Annotated in this window: 17 protein-coding genes; 7 read left to right on the top strand and 10 right to left on the bottom strand. The window is 67.7% G+C overall.

Annotated features, from left to right (window positions below; all coding sequences use genetic code 11):
* Nucleotides 1–17 precede the first annotated feature (17 nt).
* The 4 genes from ABGB08_RS19695 (at nucleotide 18) to ABGB08_RS19680 (ending at nucleotide 4,035) form a co-directional block, all read left to right on the top strand.
* Nucleotides 18–905: a sugar ABC transporter permease gene (locus ABGB08_RS19695; protein ID WP_347592269.1), complete on the top strand. Its 888-nt coding sequence runs from the start codon at nucleotides 18–20 to the stop codon at nucleotides 903–905.
* Nucleotides 902–1,780 carry a carbohydrate ABC transporter permease gene (locus ABGB08_RS19690; RefSeq protein ID WP_347592267.1) on the top strand — a complete coding sequence of 293 codons (879 nt, stop codon included), beginning with the start codon at nucleotides 902–904 and terminating at the stop codon, nucleotides 1,778–1,780. The genes ABGB08_RS19695 and ABGB08_RS19690 overlap by 4 nt, the downstream gene beginning before the upstream one ends.
* A 32-nt stretch (nucleotides 1,781–1,812) precedes the next feature.
* A complete protein-coding gene (locus ABGB08_RS19685; protein WP_347592265.1) occupies nucleotides 1,813–2,919 on the top strand; it encodes a glycoside hydrolase family 172 protein in 1,107 nt (368 codons plus the stop codon).
* A gap of 90 nt (nucleotides 2,920–3,009) precedes the next feature.
* On the top strand, nucleotides 3,010–4,035 hold the full coding sequence (locus tag ABGB08_RS19680) for a LacI family DNA-binding transcriptional regulator (RefSeq protein WP_347592263.1): 1,026 nt from the start codon (nucleotides 3,010–3,012) through the stop codon (nucleotides 4,033–4,035).
* Between the two features lie 52 nt (nucleotides 4,036–4,087).
* Here ABGB08_RS19680 and ABGB08_RS19675 read toward each other — a convergent pair whose 3' ends face one another.
* The 7 genes from ABGB08_RS19675 to ABGB08_RS19645 all read right to left on the bottom strand — a co-directional run bounded on the left by ABGB08_RS19675 (nucleotide 4,088) and on the right by ABGB08_RS19645 (nucleotide 13,444).
* Complete coding sequence (locus ABGB08_RS19675) at nucleotides 4,088–5,035, bottom strand: carbohydrate kinase (RefSeq protein WP_347592261.1); 948 nt, start codon at nucleotides 5,033–5,035, stop codon at nucleotides 4,088–4,090.
* On the bottom strand, nucleotides 5,028–7,556 hold the full coding sequence (locus ABGB08_RS19670) for a GH116 family glycosyl-hydrolase (protein ID WP_347592259.1): 2,529 nt from the start codon (nucleotides 7,554–7,556) through the stop codon (nucleotides 5,028–5,030). Before ABGB08_RS19670 ends, ABGB08_RS19675 begins: the two co-directional genes overlap by 8 nt.
* A gap of 41 nt (nucleotides 7,557–7,597) precedes the next feature.
* On the bottom strand, nucleotides 7,598–8,938 hold the full coding sequence (locus tag ABGB08_RS19665; protein ID WP_347592257.1) for a glycoside hydrolase family 32 protein: 1,341 nt from the start codon (nucleotides 8,936–8,938) through the stop codon (nucleotides 7,598–7,600).
* Nucleotides 8,935–10,275 carry a glycoside hydrolase family 172 protein gene (locus ABGB08_RS19660; protein ID WP_347592255.1) on the bottom strand — a complete coding sequence of 447 codons (1,341 nt, stop codon included), beginning with the start codon at nucleotides 10,273–10,275 and terminating at the stop codon, nucleotides 8,935–8,937. The genes ABGB08_RS19665 and ABGB08_RS19660 overlap by 4 nt, the downstream gene beginning before the upstream one ends.
* A gap of 86 nt (nucleotides 10,276–10,361) precedes the next feature.
* Nucleotides 10,362–11,228 carry a carbohydrate ABC transporter permease gene (locus ABGB08_RS19655; RefSeq protein ID WP_347592253.1) on the bottom strand — a complete coding sequence of 289 codons (867 nt, stop codon included), beginning with the start codon at nucleotides 11,226–11,228 and terminating at the stop codon, nucleotides 10,362–10,364.
* Complete coding sequence (locus ABGB08_RS19650) at nucleotides 11,221–12,168, bottom strand: sugar ABC transporter permease (RefSeq protein WP_347592252.1); 948 nt, start codon at nucleotides 12,166–12,168, stop codon at nucleotides 11,221–11,223. The genes ABGB08_RS19655 and ABGB08_RS19650 overlap by 8 nt, the downstream gene beginning before the upstream one ends.
* Complete coding sequence (locus tag ABGB08_RS19645; protein WP_347592250.1) at nucleotides 12,161–13,444, bottom strand: sugar ABC transporter substrate-binding protein; 1,284 nt, start codon at nucleotides 13,442–13,444, stop codon at nucleotides 12,161–12,163. The genes ABGB08_RS19650 and ABGB08_RS19645 overlap by 8 nt, the downstream gene beginning before the upstream one ends.
* 166 nt (nucleotides 13,445–13,610) lie before the next feature.
* Here ABGB08_RS19645 and ABGB08_RS19640 point away from each other — a divergent pair, with 166 nt between their 5' ends.
* Nucleotides 13,611–14,825, top strand: a complete 1,215-nt coding sequence (locus tag ABGB08_RS19640) for a LacI family DNA-binding transcriptional regulator (RefSeq protein WP_347592248.1) — start codon at nucleotides 13,611–13,613, stop codon at nucleotides 14,823–14,825.
* 84 nt (nucleotides 14,826–14,909) lie between these two features.
* On the top strand, nucleotides 14,910–15,488 hold the full coding sequence (locus ABGB08_RS19635) for a hypothetical protein (RefSeq protein ID WP_347592246.1): 579 nt from the start codon (nucleotides 14,910–14,912) through the stop codon (nucleotides 15,486–15,488).
* A gap of 60 nt (nucleotides 15,489–15,548) precedes the next feature.
* On the opposite strand, the gene ABGB08_RS19630 is transcribed toward ABGB08_RS19635, so the two are convergent.
* Both ABGB08_RS19630 and ABGB08_RS19625 read right to left on the bottom strand, forming a co-directional pair.
* Complete coding sequence (locus tag ABGB08_RS19630; RefSeq protein WP_347592244.1) at nucleotides 15,549–16,544, bottom strand: cellulose binding domain-containing protein; 996 nt, start codon at nucleotides 16,542–16,544, stop codon at nucleotides 15,549–15,551.
* A 240-nt stretch (nucleotides 16,545–16,784) separates the two neighbouring features.
* Entirely contained in the window at nucleotides 16,785–17,903 is a 1,119-nt protein-coding gene (locus ABGB08_RS19625) for a hypothetical protein (RefSeq protein WP_347592243.1), read from the bottom strand.
* Nucleotides 17,904–18,136: 233 nt separating this feature from the next.
* Between ABGB08_RS19625 and ABGB08_RS19620 the strand changes: the two genes are divergently transcribed.
* On the top strand, nucleotides 18,137–18,976 hold the full coding sequence (locus ABGB08_RS19620; protein WP_347592241.1) for an NAD(P)H-binding protein: 840 nt from the start codon (nucleotides 18,137–18,139) through the stop codon (nucleotides 18,974–18,976).
* Here the strand turns inward: ABGB08_RS19620 and ABGB08_RS19615 are convergent.
* Nucleotides 18,931–19,620 carry a DUF4386 domain-containing protein gene (locus ABGB08_RS19615; RefSeq protein WP_347592239.1) on the bottom strand — a complete coding sequence of 230 codons (690 nt, stop codon included), beginning with the start codon at nucleotides 19,618–19,620 and terminating at the stop codon, nucleotides 18,931–18,933. The two genes, ABGB08_RS19620 and ABGB08_RS19615, sit on opposite strands and share 46 nt — an antisense overlap.
* Between the last annotated feature and the right edge of the window lie 49 nt (nucleotides 19,621–19,669).

Here is a 19,669-nt window from a genome sequence, read left to right as displayed (position 1 = left end):
GGAGACAGGAGAGGACAATGTTGCACACGCGCACCCGCACCGCGGTCCTGGTGTTCCTTCTGCCACCGCTGATGCTGTATCTGGTGGCGGTCGTCGCGCCGATCGTGGCGTCCCTGGTGCTCAGCGCCTTCGACTGGGACGGCATCACCTCCATGCGCTTCGCCGGGCTCGGCAACTACGCGCACCTGCTCGCCGGTGATGACATCTTCTGGCGCGCGATGGTGAACTCGCTGGTCTACCTGGCGATCAACCTTCTTTTCCAGCTCGGGTTGGCGCTCTTGCTGGCCAACCTGCTCACCTACCTGCGCCGGGGGCGCGAGCTGGTCAAGACGCTTTACCTGTTGCCGGCCGTGGTGTCCACTGTGGCCATCGCCTTCCTGTTCCAGCGCATCTACTCCGTCGAACCCCGAGGACTGATCAACCAAATGCTGGTATCGGCCGGCCTCGACGGTCTGGCCACCGCCTGGCTGTCGGACGTCGGCACCGCGCTGGCCGCGGTATCGGTTCCCGAGGCGTGGCGGTTCACCGGCCTCTACATGATCATTCTGTACGCCGCGATGCTCGCCATACCACGCGAGATCGAGGAGGCCGCGCGCATGGACGGCGCCTCGGAGTGGCAGATTTTCCGCCGCATCCGCTTTCCCTACATCCGCCCCGTGTGGATCACCACGACGATCATGGCGGCCACCTACAGCCTGCGCGGGTTCGACATTCCCCATCTGCTCACCAACGGAGGGCCTGGACAGGCCACGGAGCTGCTCACCACGTACATGTACAAGACCGCTTTCACCAGCACCAACTTCGGCTATGCCAGCGCGATCGCGGTGTTCATCGTCATCGAGTGCGTCGTAGCCGTGGGGCTGATTCTGCTGTCGCTGCGCCGCCGTGCCGGAGTCGCAGTATGACCGCCCACGCTGCGCCGCTGCACAGGTCGTCCCACCGGCGGAGTCGCCGGACGGCCTTGACCCGCCGCCTGTCCGCGGTTCTGGTCACGCTGATCCTCATCGTCCAGGTCTATCCGCTGCTGTGGATCTTCCTGACCAGCCTTCGTCCGGCGCAGGAGTTCGCCTCCGGCAACCCCTTCGCCCTGCCCGGCGCGATCACCGTGGACAACTACGTCCGGGCGTTCGTCCAGGGCGACCTGGGGCGCAACATCGTCAACAGCCTCGTCGTGACGGTGTCGGCCAACGTCCTGATCGTGCTGCTGGGCATGATGGCCGCCTACGCCATCCAGGTGCTCGGCTTCCGGTTCAGCCGCCTGGTGCTCGCCAGTTTCCTGATCGGCATCATCGTCCCGGTCCAGGTCGCGCTGGTCCCGCTGTTCATCGGCTACTCCACCGCCGGGCTGCTGGACACCTATCCCGCGATCGTGCTGCCTTTGGTCGGGTTCGCGCTGCCCATCTCGGTCTACATGTTCACCAGCTTCTTCTCCTACATCCCGCGGGAGATCTATGAGGCGGCCGGGCTGGATGGATGCGGCCCGTACCGCGCATTCGTGCGCGTCACCATGCCGTTGTCGGTCAACACCATCGTCACCGTGTTCTTCATCAACAGCATCTTCATCTGGAACGACTTCATCTTCGCCAATACCTTCGTCCTGGACGAGAACCTCAAGACCATCCCTCTGGGACTGCAGAACTACATCGGTGCGATGGGGGCGACCGACTGGACGGCGACCTTCGCGGCCGTCTGCGTGACGGTCACCCCGCTGCTGCTGGTCTTCCTGGCGCTGAACAAAGCGATCATCTACGGCCTGGAAAGCGGCGCCACCAAGGGGTGAGCCGCGTTGCGATCACGAGAAAGGGACTGACGATGTTCGACGTGCCTGGTGCCGCCTTCTGCGGCCCGCCGCGCATCGGCCGACTGCGGAGCCGGTCGATCAGCGCGGAGAACCCGGAGGGGGCGCCCGGAGCCGGCGGGCGCGCCGCCTCCCGCCTCGGCCCGGGGCGCAAGGGCCGGGCCTTCATCCCGCTGCGTTCCGGCGAGACTACAGACCTGGCGCGGATAGACGGCCCCGGGGTGATCCGGCACATCTGGCTGACCGTCACCGACCGCACGGAGGCCGGTCCGTTCGTCCTGCGCGACCTGGTCCTGCGCGCGTACTGGGATGGACAGGACACCCCGTCGGTCGAGACGCCGCTCGGGGACTTCTTCTGCAACGGCTTCGCCACCAGGTGCCAGGTGACCTCCCTCCCCATCGTGGTCGCTCCCACCGGGGGAATGAACTGCTACTTCCCCATGCCGTTCCGCTCCTCCGCGCGGATCACGCTGACCAGCGAACATCCGGGGGACATCGAGGCGTTGTTCTACCAGATCGACTACACCACGGGCGATGAGGTGCACGAGGACACCGGCCGCTTCCACGCCCAGTGGCGGCGCTCGCGGGTCACCCAGCCGGGGGTCGACCACGTCATCCTCGACGGCGTCCAGGGGCCCGGGGCCTATGTGGGCACGTACCTGGGGATCGCGGCGCTGGAGCGATACTGGTGGGGCGAGGGCGAGGTCAAGTTCTACCTTGACGGCGACGTCGAGCATCCGACGATCTGCGGCACGGGCACCGAGGACTACGCCGGCGGCGCCTGGGCATTCCAGGATCGGCTGGCCACCGACGGCGACGTTCGTGTGCTGACCTACAGCGCCCCGTTCTTCGGATATCCGCATTACTCCACCGCCGACACCTCCGGGCGCTCACCGTACGCCACGGGCATGACGCCAACCCATGGCCTGTACCGGTGGCACTTGCCGGATCCGGTGTATTTTCAAGATGATCTGCGCGCCACGGTGCAGCAGATCGGGCACGATGGCACCGCGCTGTTCGAGCGCGCCGACGACGTGTCGTCGGTCGCCTACTGGTACCAGACCGGGCCGACCGCGCCGTTTCCGCCTATGCCCGACGGAACCGGGCGACGGCCGCGGTGACGGGCGGCGTCGGGCCCGCGGTGGATCTTGGCGGAGACGAGGACGCCGGTCGGCACGGCGCCCGGACGAGCAGGGGAGGAAGACAGCGATATGCCCCGGCACCCCAGCAACCGGCCGCGGCGGACCACCATGCAGGACGTCGCCGACCTGGCGGGGGTCTCGCTGGCCACGGTGTCGTTCGTGATCAACGCCAAGACCAGCGCGAAGGTCTCTGAGGCCACCCGCGCCCGGGTGTGGTCCGCCGCCCAGGAACTGGGCTACCGCACCAACCGGGCGGCCAAGAACCTGGTGCAGGGGGCCTCCACGTTCATCGGACTGGTCGCCGACGCCATCGCATCCACACCGTTCGCCGGTCAGATCATCCGTGGAGCTCAGGACGCGGCATGGCAGAACCGGCACATCCTGCTGGTCGCCAACACCGAGGCCAACACCGAGGCCGAGCGGGACGCGATCACGATGATGCTCGAACACCAGGTCACGGGCATCATCTACTCCACGTGGTACCACCGGGAGGTGACGCCCCCGGCGGCGCTGCGCGAGGTGCCCTGCGTGCTGGTCAACTGCTACGCCGCGGACGACTCGCTACCGGCGGTCGTGCCCGACGAGGTGCAGGGCGGTCGCACCGCGACCCAGGTGCTGCTCGATCGCGGTCACCGCAGGATCGCCTTCGTCAACAGCACCGAGTCCGCCCCCGCGACTACCGGACGGCTGCGGGGGTACCGGGCGGCGCTGGCGGCCGCGGGGGTGGCCGAGGATCCCGATCTCGTGCTCACCGTACGCCCGGAGCAGGAGGGCGGATACGAGGCCGGTCTGCTCCTGCTCAGTCTGCCAACGCCACCGACCGCGGTGTTCTGCTACAACGACCGGGTCGCGATGGGCATGTACGATGCCCTGCACGAGCGCGGGATGCGCATCCCCGGCGACATCGCGATCGTCGGGTTCGACAATCAGGAGGTCATCGCGGGGCACCTGCGACCTCCGCTGTCGACCATCGCACTGCCGCACTACGAGCTGGGCGCACGCGGCGTGCGCATGCTCCTCGGCGGCGACGGCTCCGCCCCCGCGCCCGGTCGGACAATCCTGGACTGCCCCTACATCCCCCGCCATTCCCTCTGACCTGGAGAGGCAGTACGGCCGCGACGGGGTACGCAAGCAGGCACGTCGTGGATCAGAGCTCATCCTGGCGGGGCGGGTCTGCTCCTGGGCGGGTGCAGGTGATGCCGGCCACGTGGCTTGCCTGTTCCACGATCGCGGCCAAGCGGTCGCGGCCGAGGCTCGGGAGAGCGGCCGGTGTGGCGTGGTCGCCGCTGCGCAGGGCCCACAGGAGGCCTGCGGTGAACGCGTCGCCGGCGCCGACGGTGTCGACGACGGTGATCGGCGGCGCCGGCACCCGCAGTTCATGGTTCGCGCTGACGGCGTACGCGCCGCCAGCGCCGAGTGTGATCACGACCAGGCTGGGTCCGAGCGTGGCCCACTCGCGGGCGATGTGCGCGACCGCTCGGCCGGGATACAGCGTCTGGAGGTCCTCGCTGCTGGCCTTGACGAGGTGCGCGGTGGACAGGAGCCGGGTGGTCTGCTCCCTGGCCTCGTCGAGATCGGTGATGACGCTGGAACGGATGTTGGGATCGAAGCTGACAAGGCTGTCTCCATCGTGGTGGAGGCGGGTCAGGAAGTCGGCCACCGCGGCCGCGCCGGGCGGCCGGTAGCAGGTCAGGGAGCCGGCGTGGACGGCGGTGGTGTCGGGTGGGAGAGTCAGTTCGGGGGCGCTCCACTGCCAGTCCGCGGTGCCGTCCAGGTAGAAGTCGTACGTGGCGACGCCGTCGCCGTCGAGGGACGTCACCGCCAAGGAGGCCGGTTCCGGCTGGTCGAGCGGGCCGGCGAGCGTGACGCCGTTGGTCTCGGCGTGCGCGCGAAGGAGCTGGCCGAATCGTGAGCGGGACATGCGGGCGAGCAACGTGGTGGGCTCGCCCAGGCGGGCGAGTGCGACCGCGACGTTGAGGGGGCTGCCACCGGCGTAGGCGTGGAAGCCGCCGCGATCGTTGGCGGGCAGCAGGTCGACGACCGCCTCGCCCAGCACCGTGACGACGCTTCGGCGGTCGGTGGATGCGTTACCCACGGATGGTTACCGGGAGCGGGGCGTTGACGGTGTCGGCGCCCAGCGTTCCGTGCAGGACCTCGATGACAGCGTGCAGGGCGCCGTCTGCCGCGCGTTCGTGCCGGTAGGTGCCCCAGCCCTGGCCATGCGACCAGAAACAGCAGAACTCCTGTTCGGCGAACTTAGGGTCGAATGTGACGGTGCCTCGACCGAGGTCGGCATTGAACCCCAGCATGCCGGTGATCAGCGCCCAGCTGGCCAGGGAGCGGGTGTAGTGGTGACCGGCCTCGTTCTCGCTCCACGGGTTACGGCGAAAGCCGTCCTGGCGGGAGCGGACGGCGTCGACGAGGGTGACCGCGTCATCGATCATGCCCTCATAAACGAGGCTGGCGGCGACCTGGTATTCCACACCGGTCCAGACTTCGTCGCTGTAGCCGAAAGGAAATCGGGGCCGGCCACCGTCCGGCCAGGAGCAGAGGACGAGGCCGGGTTCGTCGTTGAGGGCATACACGCGCTGGACGGTGCCGACGTCGGCCATGCGGGGTTTGAAGTTGTGGTGGCGGATCGCGGCCAGGGCTTGGCGGACGTGGTCGGCGGGCAGCACGTGGCCCAGTCCGGTGACGTAGGCGAGGAACTGGCCGAGCAGTTGGTCGGAGTGGATGCCGGGGCCGATCTGGTAGCGGTACTGATCGGGGTCGATGAGCTGCTGCTGGTAGAAGGTGCCGTTGAAGCACAGCCGGTCGAGGTTGGCTGAAGAGGCCTCGGCGAGGGTGCCGAACTCCTCGGCCGTCGCGGTGCGGCCGAGCCCCTCGGCCATGTCCTGGCAGGCGCGCAGGGCGGCGACCATGAGGCTGCCCATCATGCCGTTGGGTCCGTAGAACTCGATGTCGTAGGTGTTGTTCTGCTGGCTGTCCGGCACGATGTCGCCGTCGGTGTCCCAGTAGGACAGCGCGTACCGCATCGCCCGCTCAACCGCGGGCCACAGCCGGGTGAGGAACTCGCGGTCGCCGGTGAGCCGCCATTCGCGGCAGACCCGGACGATGGCACCGAGCTGACCGTCGGCAGCGGGCACCATCTCCCAGCGGGGCTCGTCCAGGGTTTGCCGGGATCGGAACGGCAGGGCGCCGTCGTCACCGATCTCCAGGCCGAACTCGATGTCGCGCATGGTCTTTTCGAGCTCGGGGAACAGGAACGCCACGGTCTGGGCGTAGTTCCAGACGTGGTTGACGTTGCCCAGCCCGCAGCCGACGTCATCGCGGATGCCTTCCCAGCCGTAGAAGTTCCCGTCTTCCAGCCAGAAGCAGGTCAGGCTGCGCAGTACGGTGATGTTGGCCGCGGCTGCTTCCAGGAAGGACGCGGGCAGCGACGAGCCGTACAGGGCGCGGGTGAACGCGCGGCTGTCGCGTTCGAGCTCAGGCAGGTTGGCGAGCAGGTCTTCCAGGACGGCCCAGGCGTCGTCGTAGCGGGTGGCATAGTAGTTGCGCACCAGCGGGTACCCTCCGGCGGCGTGCCGGTCGAGGTCCTCGTCCACCTCGACCCAGCCCTTGGCCCGGTTGGGGAAGTGCCAGGTGAGCACGAATTCGAAGGTGGCGGTGGTGCCGGCCGGGATGGTCTTGGCCGCGTCGATGGAGCCGACCTTCTCGCGCAGTTGCAGGTAGCTGAAGTCGAGGTAGTCGTTGAGCGCCGAGCCGGTCGCGGCGACCTCGATCTCCTCGATGGGGTCGATGCGTTTGCCGCTGCTCAGGTCGTTCCAGAAGTCCTGGGCGCTGTCGGTCCATTCCCCCTTGACCCAGGCCGGGCGGAATGTGACGTCGGCCTCGGTGGTGGCCAGTCCCATGGTGCCGAATCGTTCGTGGCCGGCGGGCAGGTCCGTGGTGTAGTAGAGGCCGCGGGCGTGGTCGCCGTCGCGTTGGGTGTTGGTCACCTCTCCGGCCAGTTTGAGGTTGCCGAACACGTCGTGGCCGACGAAGCCGGCGGCGTTGGCGAGCGAGCCGACGACCGAGACGCTCATGTCGGTGGCGGCGAGGTTGGTGACGTGGTAGCGCAGCACGGCGGCGGGGATGCCGGACGCCTCGGCGTCGCCGGGTACGAACGGGGTGAACGCCTCCAGCCGCACGTGCAGCGGGACACCGGGCTCGGTGAGGTCGACGTGCACGAACGGGTATTCCGCCCGCAGGGTGGAGTGGGTGAACCGGGGCAGCCCGGCCAGGTCGCCGTTGAAGTAGCCATGCGACAGGGCGTGCGGGCCGTTGAGCTGGGACTCCAGCACCCGCACGATCCGGGTACCGTCGGTGGTCTCAGCGCGCAGGGCGAAGAACGAGAACGGCAGCCGGTTACCCTTGCCGGGCCAGTTGAAGATCTCCCAGTCGCGCAGTTCACCGCGGGAGCCGACCGACACGTTGCCGGTGCCGATGCCGCCGAGCAGGAACGCCGCCTGCGCGGCCTCGCGCGGGTACGATCGCACGGTTGCGGCCGGTATCTGCCGAGCGGTGGCCCGGGCGGCCGCCTGCGAGGTGTCGATGCCGTGGGGCGTCGTGGTCATGCGGTACGTCTCCTTAATTCTGCTTACCTGTGGTTATGGGCTCAGCGCAGTGGACATACGGCTGCGTCGCCGCTGATCAACACGGTGGTGGCCGACGGGTCGCCGGCCGCGGCTATGCGGTAGGCGCCGTAGCTGTCCGCAGCGAAGATTTCGACGATGTCGGCGTCGAGCAGCACCCGGAGCCCGGCCCGCGCGTCGCCGACGGGCAGCACGTCGGTGGGGAATCCGGGCCGGTCGATGCGCAGCAGGCCGGCATCCCGGTCGCCGTCGGGCTCGAAGGACAGCCGCGCCCGAGTGCGGTCCTCCTCGGCGATCCGGCACCACTCGCCGACGGTCGGTGTGCCCGTCACCTCAGCGGGATGGGCGCCCACCCGGTACTGCCCTTCGCTGCCAGTCAGGAACGGCCCGCGCAGGGCGTCCACGTTAGGGTGCGGCTCCAGGACCAGGGTGCCGTCGGCGCGCAGACGCAGGGTGCTGACCACCGAGTGCGCGCCGGCGCGTACGGTCAGCGCCGCGTTGTCACGGGGTTCCTCCCGCAGCCACGACAGCACGCAGCGGCGACCTTCGTGGTCCAGGAACGCCGTCGTCGCGTAGGCCGACGCACCATGGGTGAGCCGTTGCCAGGTGGCGGGGGCGAACCGGCGGCCGTCGTAGTCGCCGGTCGCGGCCGCGACGTACAGCAGGTCGCCGTGATCCCAGACGGAGACCAGCAGGACCCACCGGTCGCCGAGCGGGAACAGTTGCGGGCATTCCCACAACGCCCCGGTGGGCACCTCGTCGGCCGGGTCGTTGGGCCGGGAGCACAGCACCCCGTCGAAGGCCCACTGGTGCAGGTCCCGCGACCGGTACTGCAGCACGGCAGCCGACCCGTCCGCCAGCGCGGCGGCCATGAGCATGCTCCAGCCGTCGCCGTGGCGGAACACGTTGGGGTCGCGGAAACCGCGTACACCCAGGTCGGCCGGGGGTGCGTCGATGACGGCGGCGGGGTTGGTGGCCCAGGTACCGGTGCGCCGGTCGAAGACCGCGGTGGCGACCTGGCCGATCTCCCAGTTCTCGCCGGCGACCCGGGTGTAGAACAGCAGCGGCGGTTCGGCGTCGTGCACGACGCTGCCGGACCAGCAGCCCACCTCGAAGTCCTGCGGGATCAGGGCCAGGGGCTGATGGGTCCAGCGCAGCAGGTCGGGGGAGGTCGCGTGGCCCCAGTGGCAGTTGGGTCCCCACGTAACACGTCCGGGGATGGCCTGGTAGTAGAGGTGGTACTCGCCGTCGACCCAGGTGACGCCGTACGGATCGTTGATCCAGCCGTCGTCGGCGGTGAAATGGATGGCCGGGCGCGGCCTTGTTCCCGCCGCCGGCCGCGACGATGTCGCCTCGGCGGTCACCTGAACCGCCGCCGGATGTTCGCGGCGTGCGCAGCGTTGGCCGCCGATTCTGCGCGGGAGCGCTCGGCGCGGCGGAGGGTGCGCTGGTCGAGCTTGTCGGCGTACGCCTGAAACCGTGCCGCGTACTCCGCACGCATCCGCGTCACTTCAGCGGCCAGATCTGGTGGTGGCGGGGCCGCCGGTGGTTGTTCGGCGGCGGGAGGCCGAGCCGGCAGCCGGCGTTCCACCGGCAGGATGGTGGCTGGCGGTGAGGGCAGCGTCTGGTACCAGTAGGCGGTGGCCGCCCAGTCGTCGGACAGGTGGTTGGCGTGGCCGTGCTCGATGGACACCTTGATGCGGGAGGTGAATCGCACCGGATCGACGACGTGCTGGCGGTAGGTGACCGAGTATCCGGGGACGTCGGACTCGTGCACGATCGTGCCGTGGTACGGGAAGGCGTTCTTCTGCATCCCCCAGGCGTGGTTGAAATAGTCCTCGGTGCCGGTGCCGTGCATGCTGGGCGGCCAGGTGTCGTCGTCGATGAGGATCATGTCGTCGCCTTCACCCCACCAGGTGCCCTGGCGGTGGTGTACCGACAGGTTGCAGCCGACGTAGTGGCCGGTGCCGGCGGTCTCAAGGATCACGAAGTTGCCGTCGTCGCTCAGGTGCGCCACGTTCGTCTGCGGGCTGTTGGTCTGCAGGTCCGGTCCCCAGCCGGAACACGGGCTGCTGCGCGTCCATCGCGCGTGGAAGTAGACGGTGTCCTCAGGCAGCGGCCGGCGGAACAGCTCGTAGTCGATGTAGAAGTACATGACCAGCGGCAGGTCGTTCTCGTTGACGATCTCAATGAGGGCGCGGGAGTTGAATGGCATCGGCGCCCAGCTGTTCAGGGCCGCGCTGCCGCCGAAGATCAGCGATTCCTCGGGTTTCGCCGAAACGGTGAACAGGGCCGAGGCATAGCTGTTGGGCATGCTGTGGCCGACGCCGAAGAAGTCGCCAAGCGGCACCAGCACCGCCGGGCCGGGCTGGTCGTCCCAGGTGATCTTCAGCAGGACCTTGCGGTAGTAGTCGGGGTCCGGCTGTTCCCAATTGAGCCCGAGCGCGTTGTGGATCTCCAGGACGGGGGCGGTGGTGTCGGTGTCGTACGGGTCGAGCAGGCCTGGCCCGAACTGACGGCGGCAGAACTGGGTGGTCCAGATGTGGGCGATCTGCCCCGGCCCTTCGAGGTCGGCCAGCACGCGGGTTTCGCCAGGACCGATCGTCCAGTTGTCCTGGTTGCGACCGCGTTGATCCCAGCTGGAGACGCGGGCGCTGCGGGCGTCGCGCAGGCTGGTCAGCGATGACAGTGGACCGTTCATGGTCGAGTAGACCTCCGTGAAGGTGAAGATGGGCGTGCCAAGGCGGGCGTGCGGGCACAGTTGTCGGGGTTTGCGGTGGGGTGGAGTCAGCCCTTGACGGCAGAGGAAGTCAGACCGGCGATGATCCAGCGCTGGGCGAACAGGTAGGCGACAAGCGCGGGGATGACGGCCAGCGCGGTGGCGGCCATCATGACATTGAGCTGTCCGGTGCTGAATGGTCCGCGCATGAGCACCAGGGCCAGCGGCAGCGTCGCCGAATCTTGGCTGTTGAGGAACACCGACGGGGCGAAGTACGCGTTCCAGCTGGCCAGGAACGTGACGATGCCCAGAGCGCTCAGGCCGTTACGGACCAGCGGCAGCGCCACCAGCCGGTAGGTGGTCCAGGCGTTGGCACCGTCGACGGTCGCCGCCTCGAACAGCTCTTTGGGGATGACGAGGAAGAACTGGCGCATCATGAACACGCCGAGCGCGCCCGTGATGCCGGGCAGGATGAGACTCCACGGCGTGTCGATCAGGTGCAGGTTACGCATGATGAGAAACAGCGGGATCACCGTCACCTGCACCGGCACCATGAGCGAGGCCAGCAGCAGCACGAACAGGCTGTTGCGACCCGGGAACCTCAGATGGGCGAACGCGTAGCCGGCCATCGGTGCGGTGATGAGCATCCCGAGCGTGGTCAGCGCGGCGATGAGGAAGCTGTTGAACATGTTGCGGAGCAGCGGCAACGGCCCGTTGACCGCCGCGGCGAAGTTCTCCCACCGAAACTCCTGGGGAATCCAGTTCGGCGGCAGGTCGTAGGCGTGCTGAGCGCTCTTGAGCGCTGTCACGATCATGAATAGGAACGGCGCCAGCATGCCGAACGCGCCGACGGTCAGGACGATGACCGAAACCACGACGCTTGGGCGGATCCGTGTCCGGGACGCGCGGGGGCGCGCGATGGTTGTGTTACTCATAGTGGACCCACGAACGGCGGATGCGGAACTGGATGAGCGTGGCGGCGAGGATGATGAGGAACAACGTGATCGCGATGGCCGACGCGTAACCGACCTGGAAGCTGGAGAACGCCTGCTCGGCGAGGTACATGACGACGCTGCGGGTGGAGTCGCCCGGGCCGCCACTGGTCAGGACGATCACCGACTCATAGATCTGGAACGCGCCGATCACCGTGATGGTGACGTTGAAGAAGATCGCCTGAGAGATCATCGGGACAATGATGCGCCGAAACAGCGTGATCACGCCGGCGCCGTCGAGCCGCGCGGCCTCCGTGAGTGCCTTGGGCACGTCTTGCAGGGCCGCCACGTAGATCAGCATGGCGAAGCCGACGTTGCGCCATGTGTCGACGATGACGACGGTCCAGCGGGATGTCGACGTGCTGTTGAGCCAGTTGACCGGGTCACCGCCCACCGTGTCCAGGTAGTAGTTGACCAGACCGGTGTCACGCTGGAACAGGGCCTGCCAGATCAACGAGACGTAGACCAGCGAGACCAGCGACGGGAAGAAGTAGACCGAACGGAAAATCAAGGTCAGCGGCTTGGGCAGGCGTTGGTTGATCAACACTGCCAGCAGCAGCGCGATACCGTTGATCAAGATCACTGCGGCGGCGACATAGATCAGTGTGTTGAGGTACGCCTCCCTCAGCCGGTCGTCGGTGAACAGGCGCTCGAAGTTGGCCAGCCCTCGCCACTGCGGGGGCGAGATCGCGTCGTAGCGAGTGAAGCTGAAGTAGATCACCGCCAGCAGCGGGCCCAGGATGAACACCAGGAACCCGATGACCGACGGGCCGACGAACAGATACCCGTTCAACGCCTCGCGGCGGCGCCGGGACTTGCCCGGATCGCCGGCGGATGCCGCAGAAGCATCCGCCGGCGGCCGAGCGACGGCCGTGTCAGCCATTTTGCGCCACGGTCGACTTGACCTCGTCGTTGGCCTGCTTCAGCGCCGAGCGGACGTCCCCGCCGGCGTACACCGACGTCATGGCCTTCTGGAAGGCGGCATCCATGGCGCCGAAGAACGGCGGCGCCGCCACCGGCTTGGCATGGTCGATCTGGTTGTAGAACAGTTCCGGGTGCGGCTTGTTCTTGGTGAACTCCTCCGACTGCTGCGCGGTCTTGGTCGTCGGGTTCGATGTTCCCCCGACGGCCCATTGCGTCTGCATCTGCTGGCTGGCCAGCTCCTTGAGCAACTCCCAGGACAGATCCTTGTTCTTCGAGCCCGAGTACATGGCGAACCCGGCGGCGCCGAACACGGTCGTGTTCGACTTGTTCGTCGGCATCGGCAGCACGTCGTATTCGAAGCCCTTGTTGGCCGCCAATGTCGCGGCCAGGTTCGCCGGGGCCGCGGTCATGGCCACCTTGCCCGCCTGGAACAGCGACGTCGGGTCACCGCCGGTCGGGTTCGGTGCGACCTTCTCTTTGAACACCAGATCGGCGAGGAACTGGATCGCCTCGACCGTGCCCGGCGCATCCAGCGTCGGGGTCTTGAGATCCGCCGAAGCGGTCGAGGCGTTGTTGGAGTAGATCCACGGCAGGTAGGCGAATGTGTAGGTCGGGATGCTGAAGCCGTACACCTGGTTACCGCCGCTGCCGCTGGTCAGCTTCTTCGCGATGGCCAGGAAGTCCTGCCACGTCCACGTGTCGCTCGGCCGCGCGATCCCCGCCTTCTTGAACAGCGCCGCGTTGTAGTACACCAGCATGGTGTTCCAGTTGTTCGGCAGCAGATAGGTCTGCCCATCCTTGCTGAAGCCATTCAGCAGGGCCGGGCTGACATCGCTCACCAATTCCTGCACTGGGCTGTCCTGCTTGATGAAGTTGTTCAACGACTGGAACAGCGTCTTGTCCAGGCCGTACTCCACCCCCTCGGTCGCCATGTTGATGACGTCCGGGGCGTCACCGGACGCGATCGACGCCTGGATCTTGTTGATGTAGTCGCCCCAGTTGACCACCTGGGTGAAGTTGTTCTTGACCTGGACATTCGGGTACCGCTGGTTGAAACGGGCGATCGCGGCGTCGTAGTACTTCTCGTCGCCCGGATTGCCCCAGTTCGAGATCGTCAAGGTCGCTCGCGTGTTCGAGGCGGGCGCCTTGTAGGTTCCGCTCACCCCCGTTGCCCCCGTGCTGCTGTCACTGCCACAACCGGCGAGCAGCAGGCTGACCGCTACGGCCGCACTCACCGCAGTGAATCTCTTATCGACGAATCTCTTACCGACGTACATCACACACCGCGCTCCTTACACGAAGACGCCAGGGGACCAGCAGCACTCCAGGACGGGAGGGTGCCGCGCAACAGTCACGCCGAGTCAGTGGCCAGTCGCCATTCCCTCGACCGAACGTTGCCAAATGGTTTTGTCTCCGGAAGTAGAACAGGCCCCGAACCAGCGGTCAAGACTTCGCCCGCAATCTCCGATTAACCGGGACGTCATGCGGCGACACCCCTTGACGCCGTACTGGCCAAGGCGGCAAACTTTTTGCCAAAGCGATTTGGCAAACGGCTGTGTCGACCATGCGAAGGAGTTGGGCCGTAGCGTGGCCACACCGAGACCGACCATCCAAGATGTCGCCTTACAGGCCGGCGTGTCCCCTACCACCGTGTCGCACGTGCTCAACCGAGTCTCGAGCGCCCGCGTCAACGAGGCAACCCGCCGTCGTGTCGAAGAGGCCGCCGCCCTGCTCGGCTACACGCCCAACGGGCTGGCCCGAGGCCTGCGTCGCCAGCGTTCGCAGACCCTGGCACTGCTGAGCGACCGCATTGCCACCACTCCGTTCGCCGGCGGCATCATCCTCGGCGCCCAGGAGAAGGCCGCCGAGCTCGGCTTCGTCCTCATGCTGTACAGCACCGGCGAAGACCCCGACGTCGAGGAACGCGAGATCCGCACCCTGCTGCAGCACCAAGTCGACGGCGTGATCTACGCCACGTGGTACCACCGCCGCGTCAGCACGCCTGCCTCCCTGGCCCGCACACCGCTTGTCCTGCTGGACTGCACATCCGACGACGCCGCACTGCCCTCGGTCGTCCCCGACGAGTACAACGCCGGACGCGTGGCCACCCAGGAACTCATCCGGCACGGCCACCGACGCATCGGCTTCGTTACCAACATCGACCAGGTACCGGCAACCCTCGGTCGCCTCCACGGACACCGCGACGCCCTGAACGCCGCGGACATCCCCTTCACCGGCGACTTGGTCGCCGCGGACATCTCCGAAACCAGCGGCGGCTACCGAACCGCCCTGCAACTGCTGACCGGCTCCAACCCGCCCACCGCCATCTTCGCCTACAACGACCGCATGGCCATGGGCGTCTACCGCGCCGCCCGCGAACTGAACCTCGACATCCCCAAAGACCTGTCCGTCATCAGCATCGACAACCAGGAAATCATCGCCGAGGGACTGCATCCCGGCCTCACCACACTCCAGCTCCCGCATTACCAAATGGGTGCCTGGGCAGTGCGGCACCTGGTCGAACGCCTCGAACACCATGACCTGCCCATCCAGCACCTGGAACTGTCATGCCCGATCGTCCACCGGGCCTCAGTAGCAACACCAGCGCGCCAATGACTTGATCGCCCCGTTTCGTAATGGCTTGCTGCGCGAGTAGCGCGCGAAGGCGCTGTTTGGCTGCCGGGCGTCGGCACCCTGACCATGCCCGGCGGCCACCAGGTGCGCACCGTACTCGGCCTCGAAGACCCGGCCGCGCCCGCTACGGCGCGGCCCGGCTTCGACCTGGGCGAGCTGCTCGGCCTGTTCGACGGCATGTTCAACTCCGGGCAGCCCTCACCCGAGCGGATGGCCGAGGAGGTCGCGAACCTGCAGACCCACGTCCTGCCCGTGCTCAGGGAGATCCGGCCCACCTGGTACGAGGAAGCGCAGTGCGACATCCTGGAGTACCCGCGCGGCACGTTCAGCGACGACGGGAAATGCGGGGGGCGCCCGGCCGAGCAGCCGTTCGACGACGTCGCCCGCGCCGACCTCGACCGGATCCTCGACGCCGTCGAGCGGAGCGGAGTCCCCACCAACGAACTGACGGGCGCGAGGTACGCCCCGGACGGCACGGTCGAGTCTGTCGGCTTCCTACGCTCCGGCGGCGGGATCGAGTGGAACTTCGCGTACCTGTACTCCCCCGACGAACGGCCACGCGAGTGGGAGAGCGCCCTGGGTCCCGTCACCATCACCCCGATCGGGGCCACCGGCTGGTGGTTCGAGAAGTCGCCGAACGACTGAACCGCGGCCGAAGGCAACCGGCACCGCCAGCGCGATTGGGATGCACCTGGCGGCGGATCGTCACCCGGTCACCGTGGCGGTGAACGTGGTCGACAGGTAGTTGGGGGCAGTGGCGAGGAACCGGGCGGAGTCGCCGATCGTGGCGCTGGGTCCGGCGGCCACGGTCACGTTCTGGGGGATGTTCCAGTTTGCCGGGGTGAAGGTCAGGGTCGCGCCGGACTGGATGGTCAGGTCGGGGTCGCCGCTGACTCGGCTGGTCGTCACGGTGGTGGCGCTCGTGGGAGCCCCTGACAGGCGGACGGAGACGATGGCGGGGCCGCCGATGGCGACGTTCACCGACGTCGGGGTGACCACGACGAAGGGGTCGGCCGCGATCCCGGTCACGGTGATGTTGACGAGGTTGGACACGTAGGTCATGCCGCTGTTGTCGGTGGCTCTGGCCGACAGGGTGTATCTGCCCGCCGGGACGGCGGACCAGGTGAGGGTGTAGGGCGCGGTGGTGTCGCTGCCGAGCAGCGTCGTGCCCGAGTAGAAGTCGACCCTGGCCGCCCAGCCGGTGGGGGTCGTGCTCGCGGCCAGGCCGATGTTCGCGGGCGCGATGAAGTTCTGGCCGTTGACGGGGGAGGTCAGCCTGACCGAGCGCGGCGCGCTCCCCGTGCAGGGCACGTTGTTGAGCGTGAAGATCGTGGGGGGTGTGTTCGCGCCGGTGTAGGTCCCGTAGAAGCCGATGGTGACGCTCGCCCCGGTGGCCAGGGCCGGTGCGTACGACGGGGCGTTCACGGTCACGTCCGGCCCCGACTGCGTCCAGGTGCCGCCCCAGCCCTGGGTGACCTGCTGGGCGCCGGGCCAGGTGTAGCGCAGGGTCCACGGGTTCACCGGGTCACCCAGGTTGGTGATCGTGATGTTGGCGCCGAAGCCGCCGCCGTTGTCCCACACCGGTGCGTACGACACCGAGCAGACGATGTCCGCATGCGCGGCGATTGGCGTGGCGACCACCCCAATCGCCGCCAGCAGCACGGTGACGGCGGACAGCGCCCATGCGCGTAGGGTCCTCATGACCAAACCTCCGAGCCCAGAGGGGCTCCCAGATTCGGCTTGTTTCACGCGGATGTACAGAACGACCCGTCCGGCCGTGTCGCTGACCTGCCACGAGTTTCCCCTGGCAGGTGAAAGATTCAGCCTTCGACAAGGACGGAGAGCCGATCGACTCCTGACCCGTGCACCGCGCGCTCTTCCGCCGCCATCCGTGCTGTCGCGGCGGCAGAGCGCGGGCTGCCACTCGTTCTCGGTCCGCTTCTACGTCGCCTCGGTCAGGCGGACGAGGGTTTCGGTCCCGTCGTCCCAGCGCCATTGCACGTGACGCCCGCGCAGATGCACACCGCCGATCCACCGGTCGATGCCGTTGAGCGTGACCTGGTCCGCACCGCCGGCCAGAACCCGTGCTCCGGTGTCGGTCAGGCGCAGGCCGCTCCCGCGGTCAACCGGACGGCCCGCCGGGTCCACCTGCAGCAGCGGCACCGGTGCATTCGCCATCCTGTCCATCATCGCGAAGCACCAGTCGTCTCCCAGGTACGGACGCATCTCCCGCGCTCCCGCGCGAACGAACGCCGCCCCGGCATCGGGCGCGCCGTCGGCGACTGCGGCGAGCACCCGCCGTTCGGTCAGCGACAGCCCGTCGCGGGTCGACGGGTACTCGCGGCTGAGACGGTCGAACGCCTCGCCCAGGAACCGCAGCTCACCCGAGCGGGTGGCGGCGATGGCGCCGAGACCGTCCGGCGCCGGCGCGCGGAACGCCGCCCACGCACGGGCGGCGAGCTGGAGCGCGGCGGGGGTCAGCCGCGCGCACGCCTTGGTCGCGGGCAGCTCGCGCAACTGCTCGGCCGTCAGCTCACCAAGCCCGCCGAAGCGGGCGATGCCCGGGTGCTCGCCGATGCAGATCAGGGTGATCCGCGCCGCGGGCACGCCGAGTTCGGCGAGCCGGTCAAGGATCTGGATGATCTGCAACTGGTCGTACAGGTCGGCCTCGAACCAGAGCACGTACTGGCCGTCACGGTTGGCCGCGAGGGTTTGGTCCCGGTCGAGGAACATGCGCGCGCCCTCCGCCCGGTCGTCGACGCCTTCTTGGGCGAGGAAGGTGGCTCTGATCTGGCGGAGTGCCTCCGGTCCCACCGCGGGCACCGGCCCTTCGTGCAGGACGTCCCGCCAGTACAGCACCTGCCGCGCGAGCCCGGTCCCGGGCAGGTCGGTGCAGTCGCCGTTGCTCACGTGCAACGCCGCCGCCATCCACTCTTCGGCGGCCTGGGCAGCCGTGTCCGGCTGTTCGGCGAGCAGCTTGCTGCGGGCGGTCGCATACGACTCGCCGGTCTTGGACATGCGGGCGCGCACGCGTCGCTTGAAGTCGGCTTGCTTGGTCATCGTGATCTCCCGCGGCCCGCACGCGGATCCCCCAGCGATCGATACGGCGGCCGCACGATCGAAGACCAAACCCCGGCCGAGAGGTGAACCTCCCTTTGCCTCCGTGGGAACCCGGCTGGGGCAGGTTGCCGGAGGTTGAGCGTGGACGGGCGCCAACCGACATGTTACCGGCACGCCAATGACGGGACCAGCCCGGACTTGAACCCGGGTCGCTATCGGCTACCTTCGGGCCCATGACCCCCTACACGGTCACCGTGTTCGGTGCGACCGGTAAGACCGGCCGCCATGTCACCCGGCAGGCGGCCGCCGCGGGATGGCGGGTGAGAACAGCCGGAAGAAGCCCTTCCGGACATGGCGAATGGGTTCGCTTCGAGTGGGACGACGAAGACACCTGGACGCCCGCGTCCTCCGGCAGCGACGCCGCTTACTTCGTGATTCCCTACAGTCATCCCGGCGCGCCGGAGAAAGCTCCCCGGCTGCTGGAGACCATCGCCGCAGCGGGAGTCGACACGATCGTCCTGCTTTCCACCCTCGATGCCGAGAACGCTCCCGACACCGACCCGTCGCGCGCGACGGAGCTGGCCCTGGAGAGCCTTCCCGTCACCTCGGCGATCCTGCGCCCCACCTGGTTCATGGACAACTTCACCGCCGGATCCTTCGCCGCGATGACCGACGCGGGCGAGATCAGACTCCCGGCCGGCGACGGGCGTATCCCCTTCGTGGACGCACGCGACGTCGCCGCGGTCGCCGTGGCGGCCCTGCGGCGCGGCGGCCCGTCGGGCGTACTTCCCATCACCGGGCCCGAACAGCTTTCCCATCACGATGTCGCCCGCGTCCTCACCCAGGGCCTGGGCAGACCGGTCCGCTACACCCCCATCGAGCCACATGAGTTCATCGACCTGATGATCTCGAAGGGTTTCTCCCGGGATTACGGCCTCTTCCTGGCCGAGGCGCTGTCCGACGTGGCCAGCGGACGGCTCCGCATCCCCGTCACTGACACGGTCGCCCGGACGACCGGGCGCGCCCCTTACACCATCGAGGAATTCGCCTGCACGCGGTCAACGATGGGGTGACCGAACCCCTTCGCGATGAGCAGGCCGGCGAGGGCGATCTCGAATAGTCCGCCTGGAACGGATAGGGCCAGGCCAACGCCGTACCCGAGGACCTCAAGCGCCGCCCCCGCCGCGAAGATGGCATAACCGGCCATTCCCCACACCGCCATAAATCTGGGGACGAGCCTCGTTCGGAACAGGGCGCGGCAGAACAGTATGCTGCCGAGCCCGAGCCCGAGCATGGCGATCTGATACGAATAAAATTGTGTTTCCTGTGCGACGCGGGCGAGGGATGGGAGATTACCGGCACCTGCATCGACGTACTGCTGTCCGAGCGGTATCAGCAGCAGAAGGCAGAGTATTCCGACGGCCAGCATCACCGCCTCGAATACTCTGGTGATCAGATACGCATAGGCGGAGACCTCGTGGTGGGGTCTTAATACGGGAAGTACCAGCACTCCGATGCTGACGACGGCAGCGGAGTTGATCAGCATCAGCAGTGCTCCTGCCGATATCTGCAGCTGATTGGCGACGAGGTCGGACGGCACGGCCGTACCTACGCCGGAGTCGAGCAGGCCGCTGCCTGCGATGTACGCGACATACCCGAGCAGGATGAGCGCACCTACGATTCGTCCGCTTGTTCGCTGCTGCCCTTGGCGTCCCATGGTCGTCCCCTCCAACCGGCGGGGCGCTCCCGCCGTACTTAGTACGAAA

The organism is Acrocarpospora sp. B8E8, from assembly GCF_039871605.1.
In the GTDB taxonomy this organism is placed as follows: domain Bacteria; phylum Actinomycetota; class Actinomycetes; order Streptosporangiales; family Streptosporangiaceae; genus Acrocarpospora; species Acrocarpospora macrocephala.
The sequence above is the reverse complement of the archived record's forward strand: the minus strand, read 5'-3'. Positions and strand labels throughout refer to the sequence as shown.

Coding starts and splice junctions, on each gene's coding strand:
- ABGB08_RS19695 (WP_347592269.1), top strand. CDS start 18: ATGTTGCACACGCGCACCCGCACCGCGGTCCTGGTGTTCCTTCTGCCA.
- ABGB08_RS19690 (WP_347592267.1), top strand. CDS start 902: ATGACCGCCCACGCTGCGCCGCTGCACAGGTCGTCCCACCGGCGGAGT.
- ABGB08_RS19685 (WP_347592265.1), top strand. CDS start 1,813: ATGTTCGACGTGCCTGGTGCCGCCTTCTGCGGCCCGCCGCGCATCGGC.
- ABGB08_RS19680 (WP_347592263.1), top strand. CDS start 3,010: ATGCCCCGGCACCCCAGCAACCGGCCGCGGCGGACCACCATGCAGGAC.
- ABGB08_RS19670 (WP_347592259.1), bottom strand. CDS start 7,556: ATGACCACGACGCCCCACGGCATCGACACCTCGCAGGCGGCCGCCCGG.
- ABGB08_RS19660 (WP_347592255.1), bottom strand. CDS start 10,275: ATGAACGGTCCACTGTCATCGCTGACCAGCCTGCGCGACGCCCGCAGC.
- ABGB08_RS19655 (WP_347592253.1), bottom strand. CDS start 11,228: ATGAGTAACACAACCATCGCGCGCCCCCGCGCGTCCCGGACACGGATC.
- ABGB08_RS19650 (WP_347592252.1), bottom strand. CDS start 12,168: ATGGCTGACACGGCCGTCGCTCGGCCGCCGGCGGATGCTTCTGCGGCA.
- ABGB08_RS19640 (WP_347592248.1), top strand. CDS start 13,611: ATGGTTTTGTCTCCGGAAGTAGAACAGGCCCCGAACCAGCGGTCAAGA.
- ABGB08_RS19635 (WP_347592246.1), top strand. CDS start 14,910: ATGCCCGGCGGCCACCAGGTGCGCACCGTACTCGGCCTCGAAGACCCG.
- ABGB08_RS19630 (WP_347592244.1), bottom strand. CDS start 16,544: ATGAGGACCCTACGCGCATGGGCGCTGTCCGCCGTCACCGTGCTGCTG.
- ABGB08_RS19625 (WP_347592243.1), bottom strand. CDS start 17,903: ATGACCAAGCAAGCCGACTTCAAGCGACGCGTGCGCGCCCGCATGTCC.
- ABGB08_RS19620 (WP_347592241.1), top strand. CDS start 18,137: ATGACCCCCTACACGGTCACCGTGTTCGGTGCGACCGGTAAGACCGGC.
- ABGB08_RS19615 (WP_347592239.1), bottom strand. CDS start 19,620: ATGGGACGCCAAGGGCAGCAGCGAACAAGCGGACGAATCGTAGGTGCG.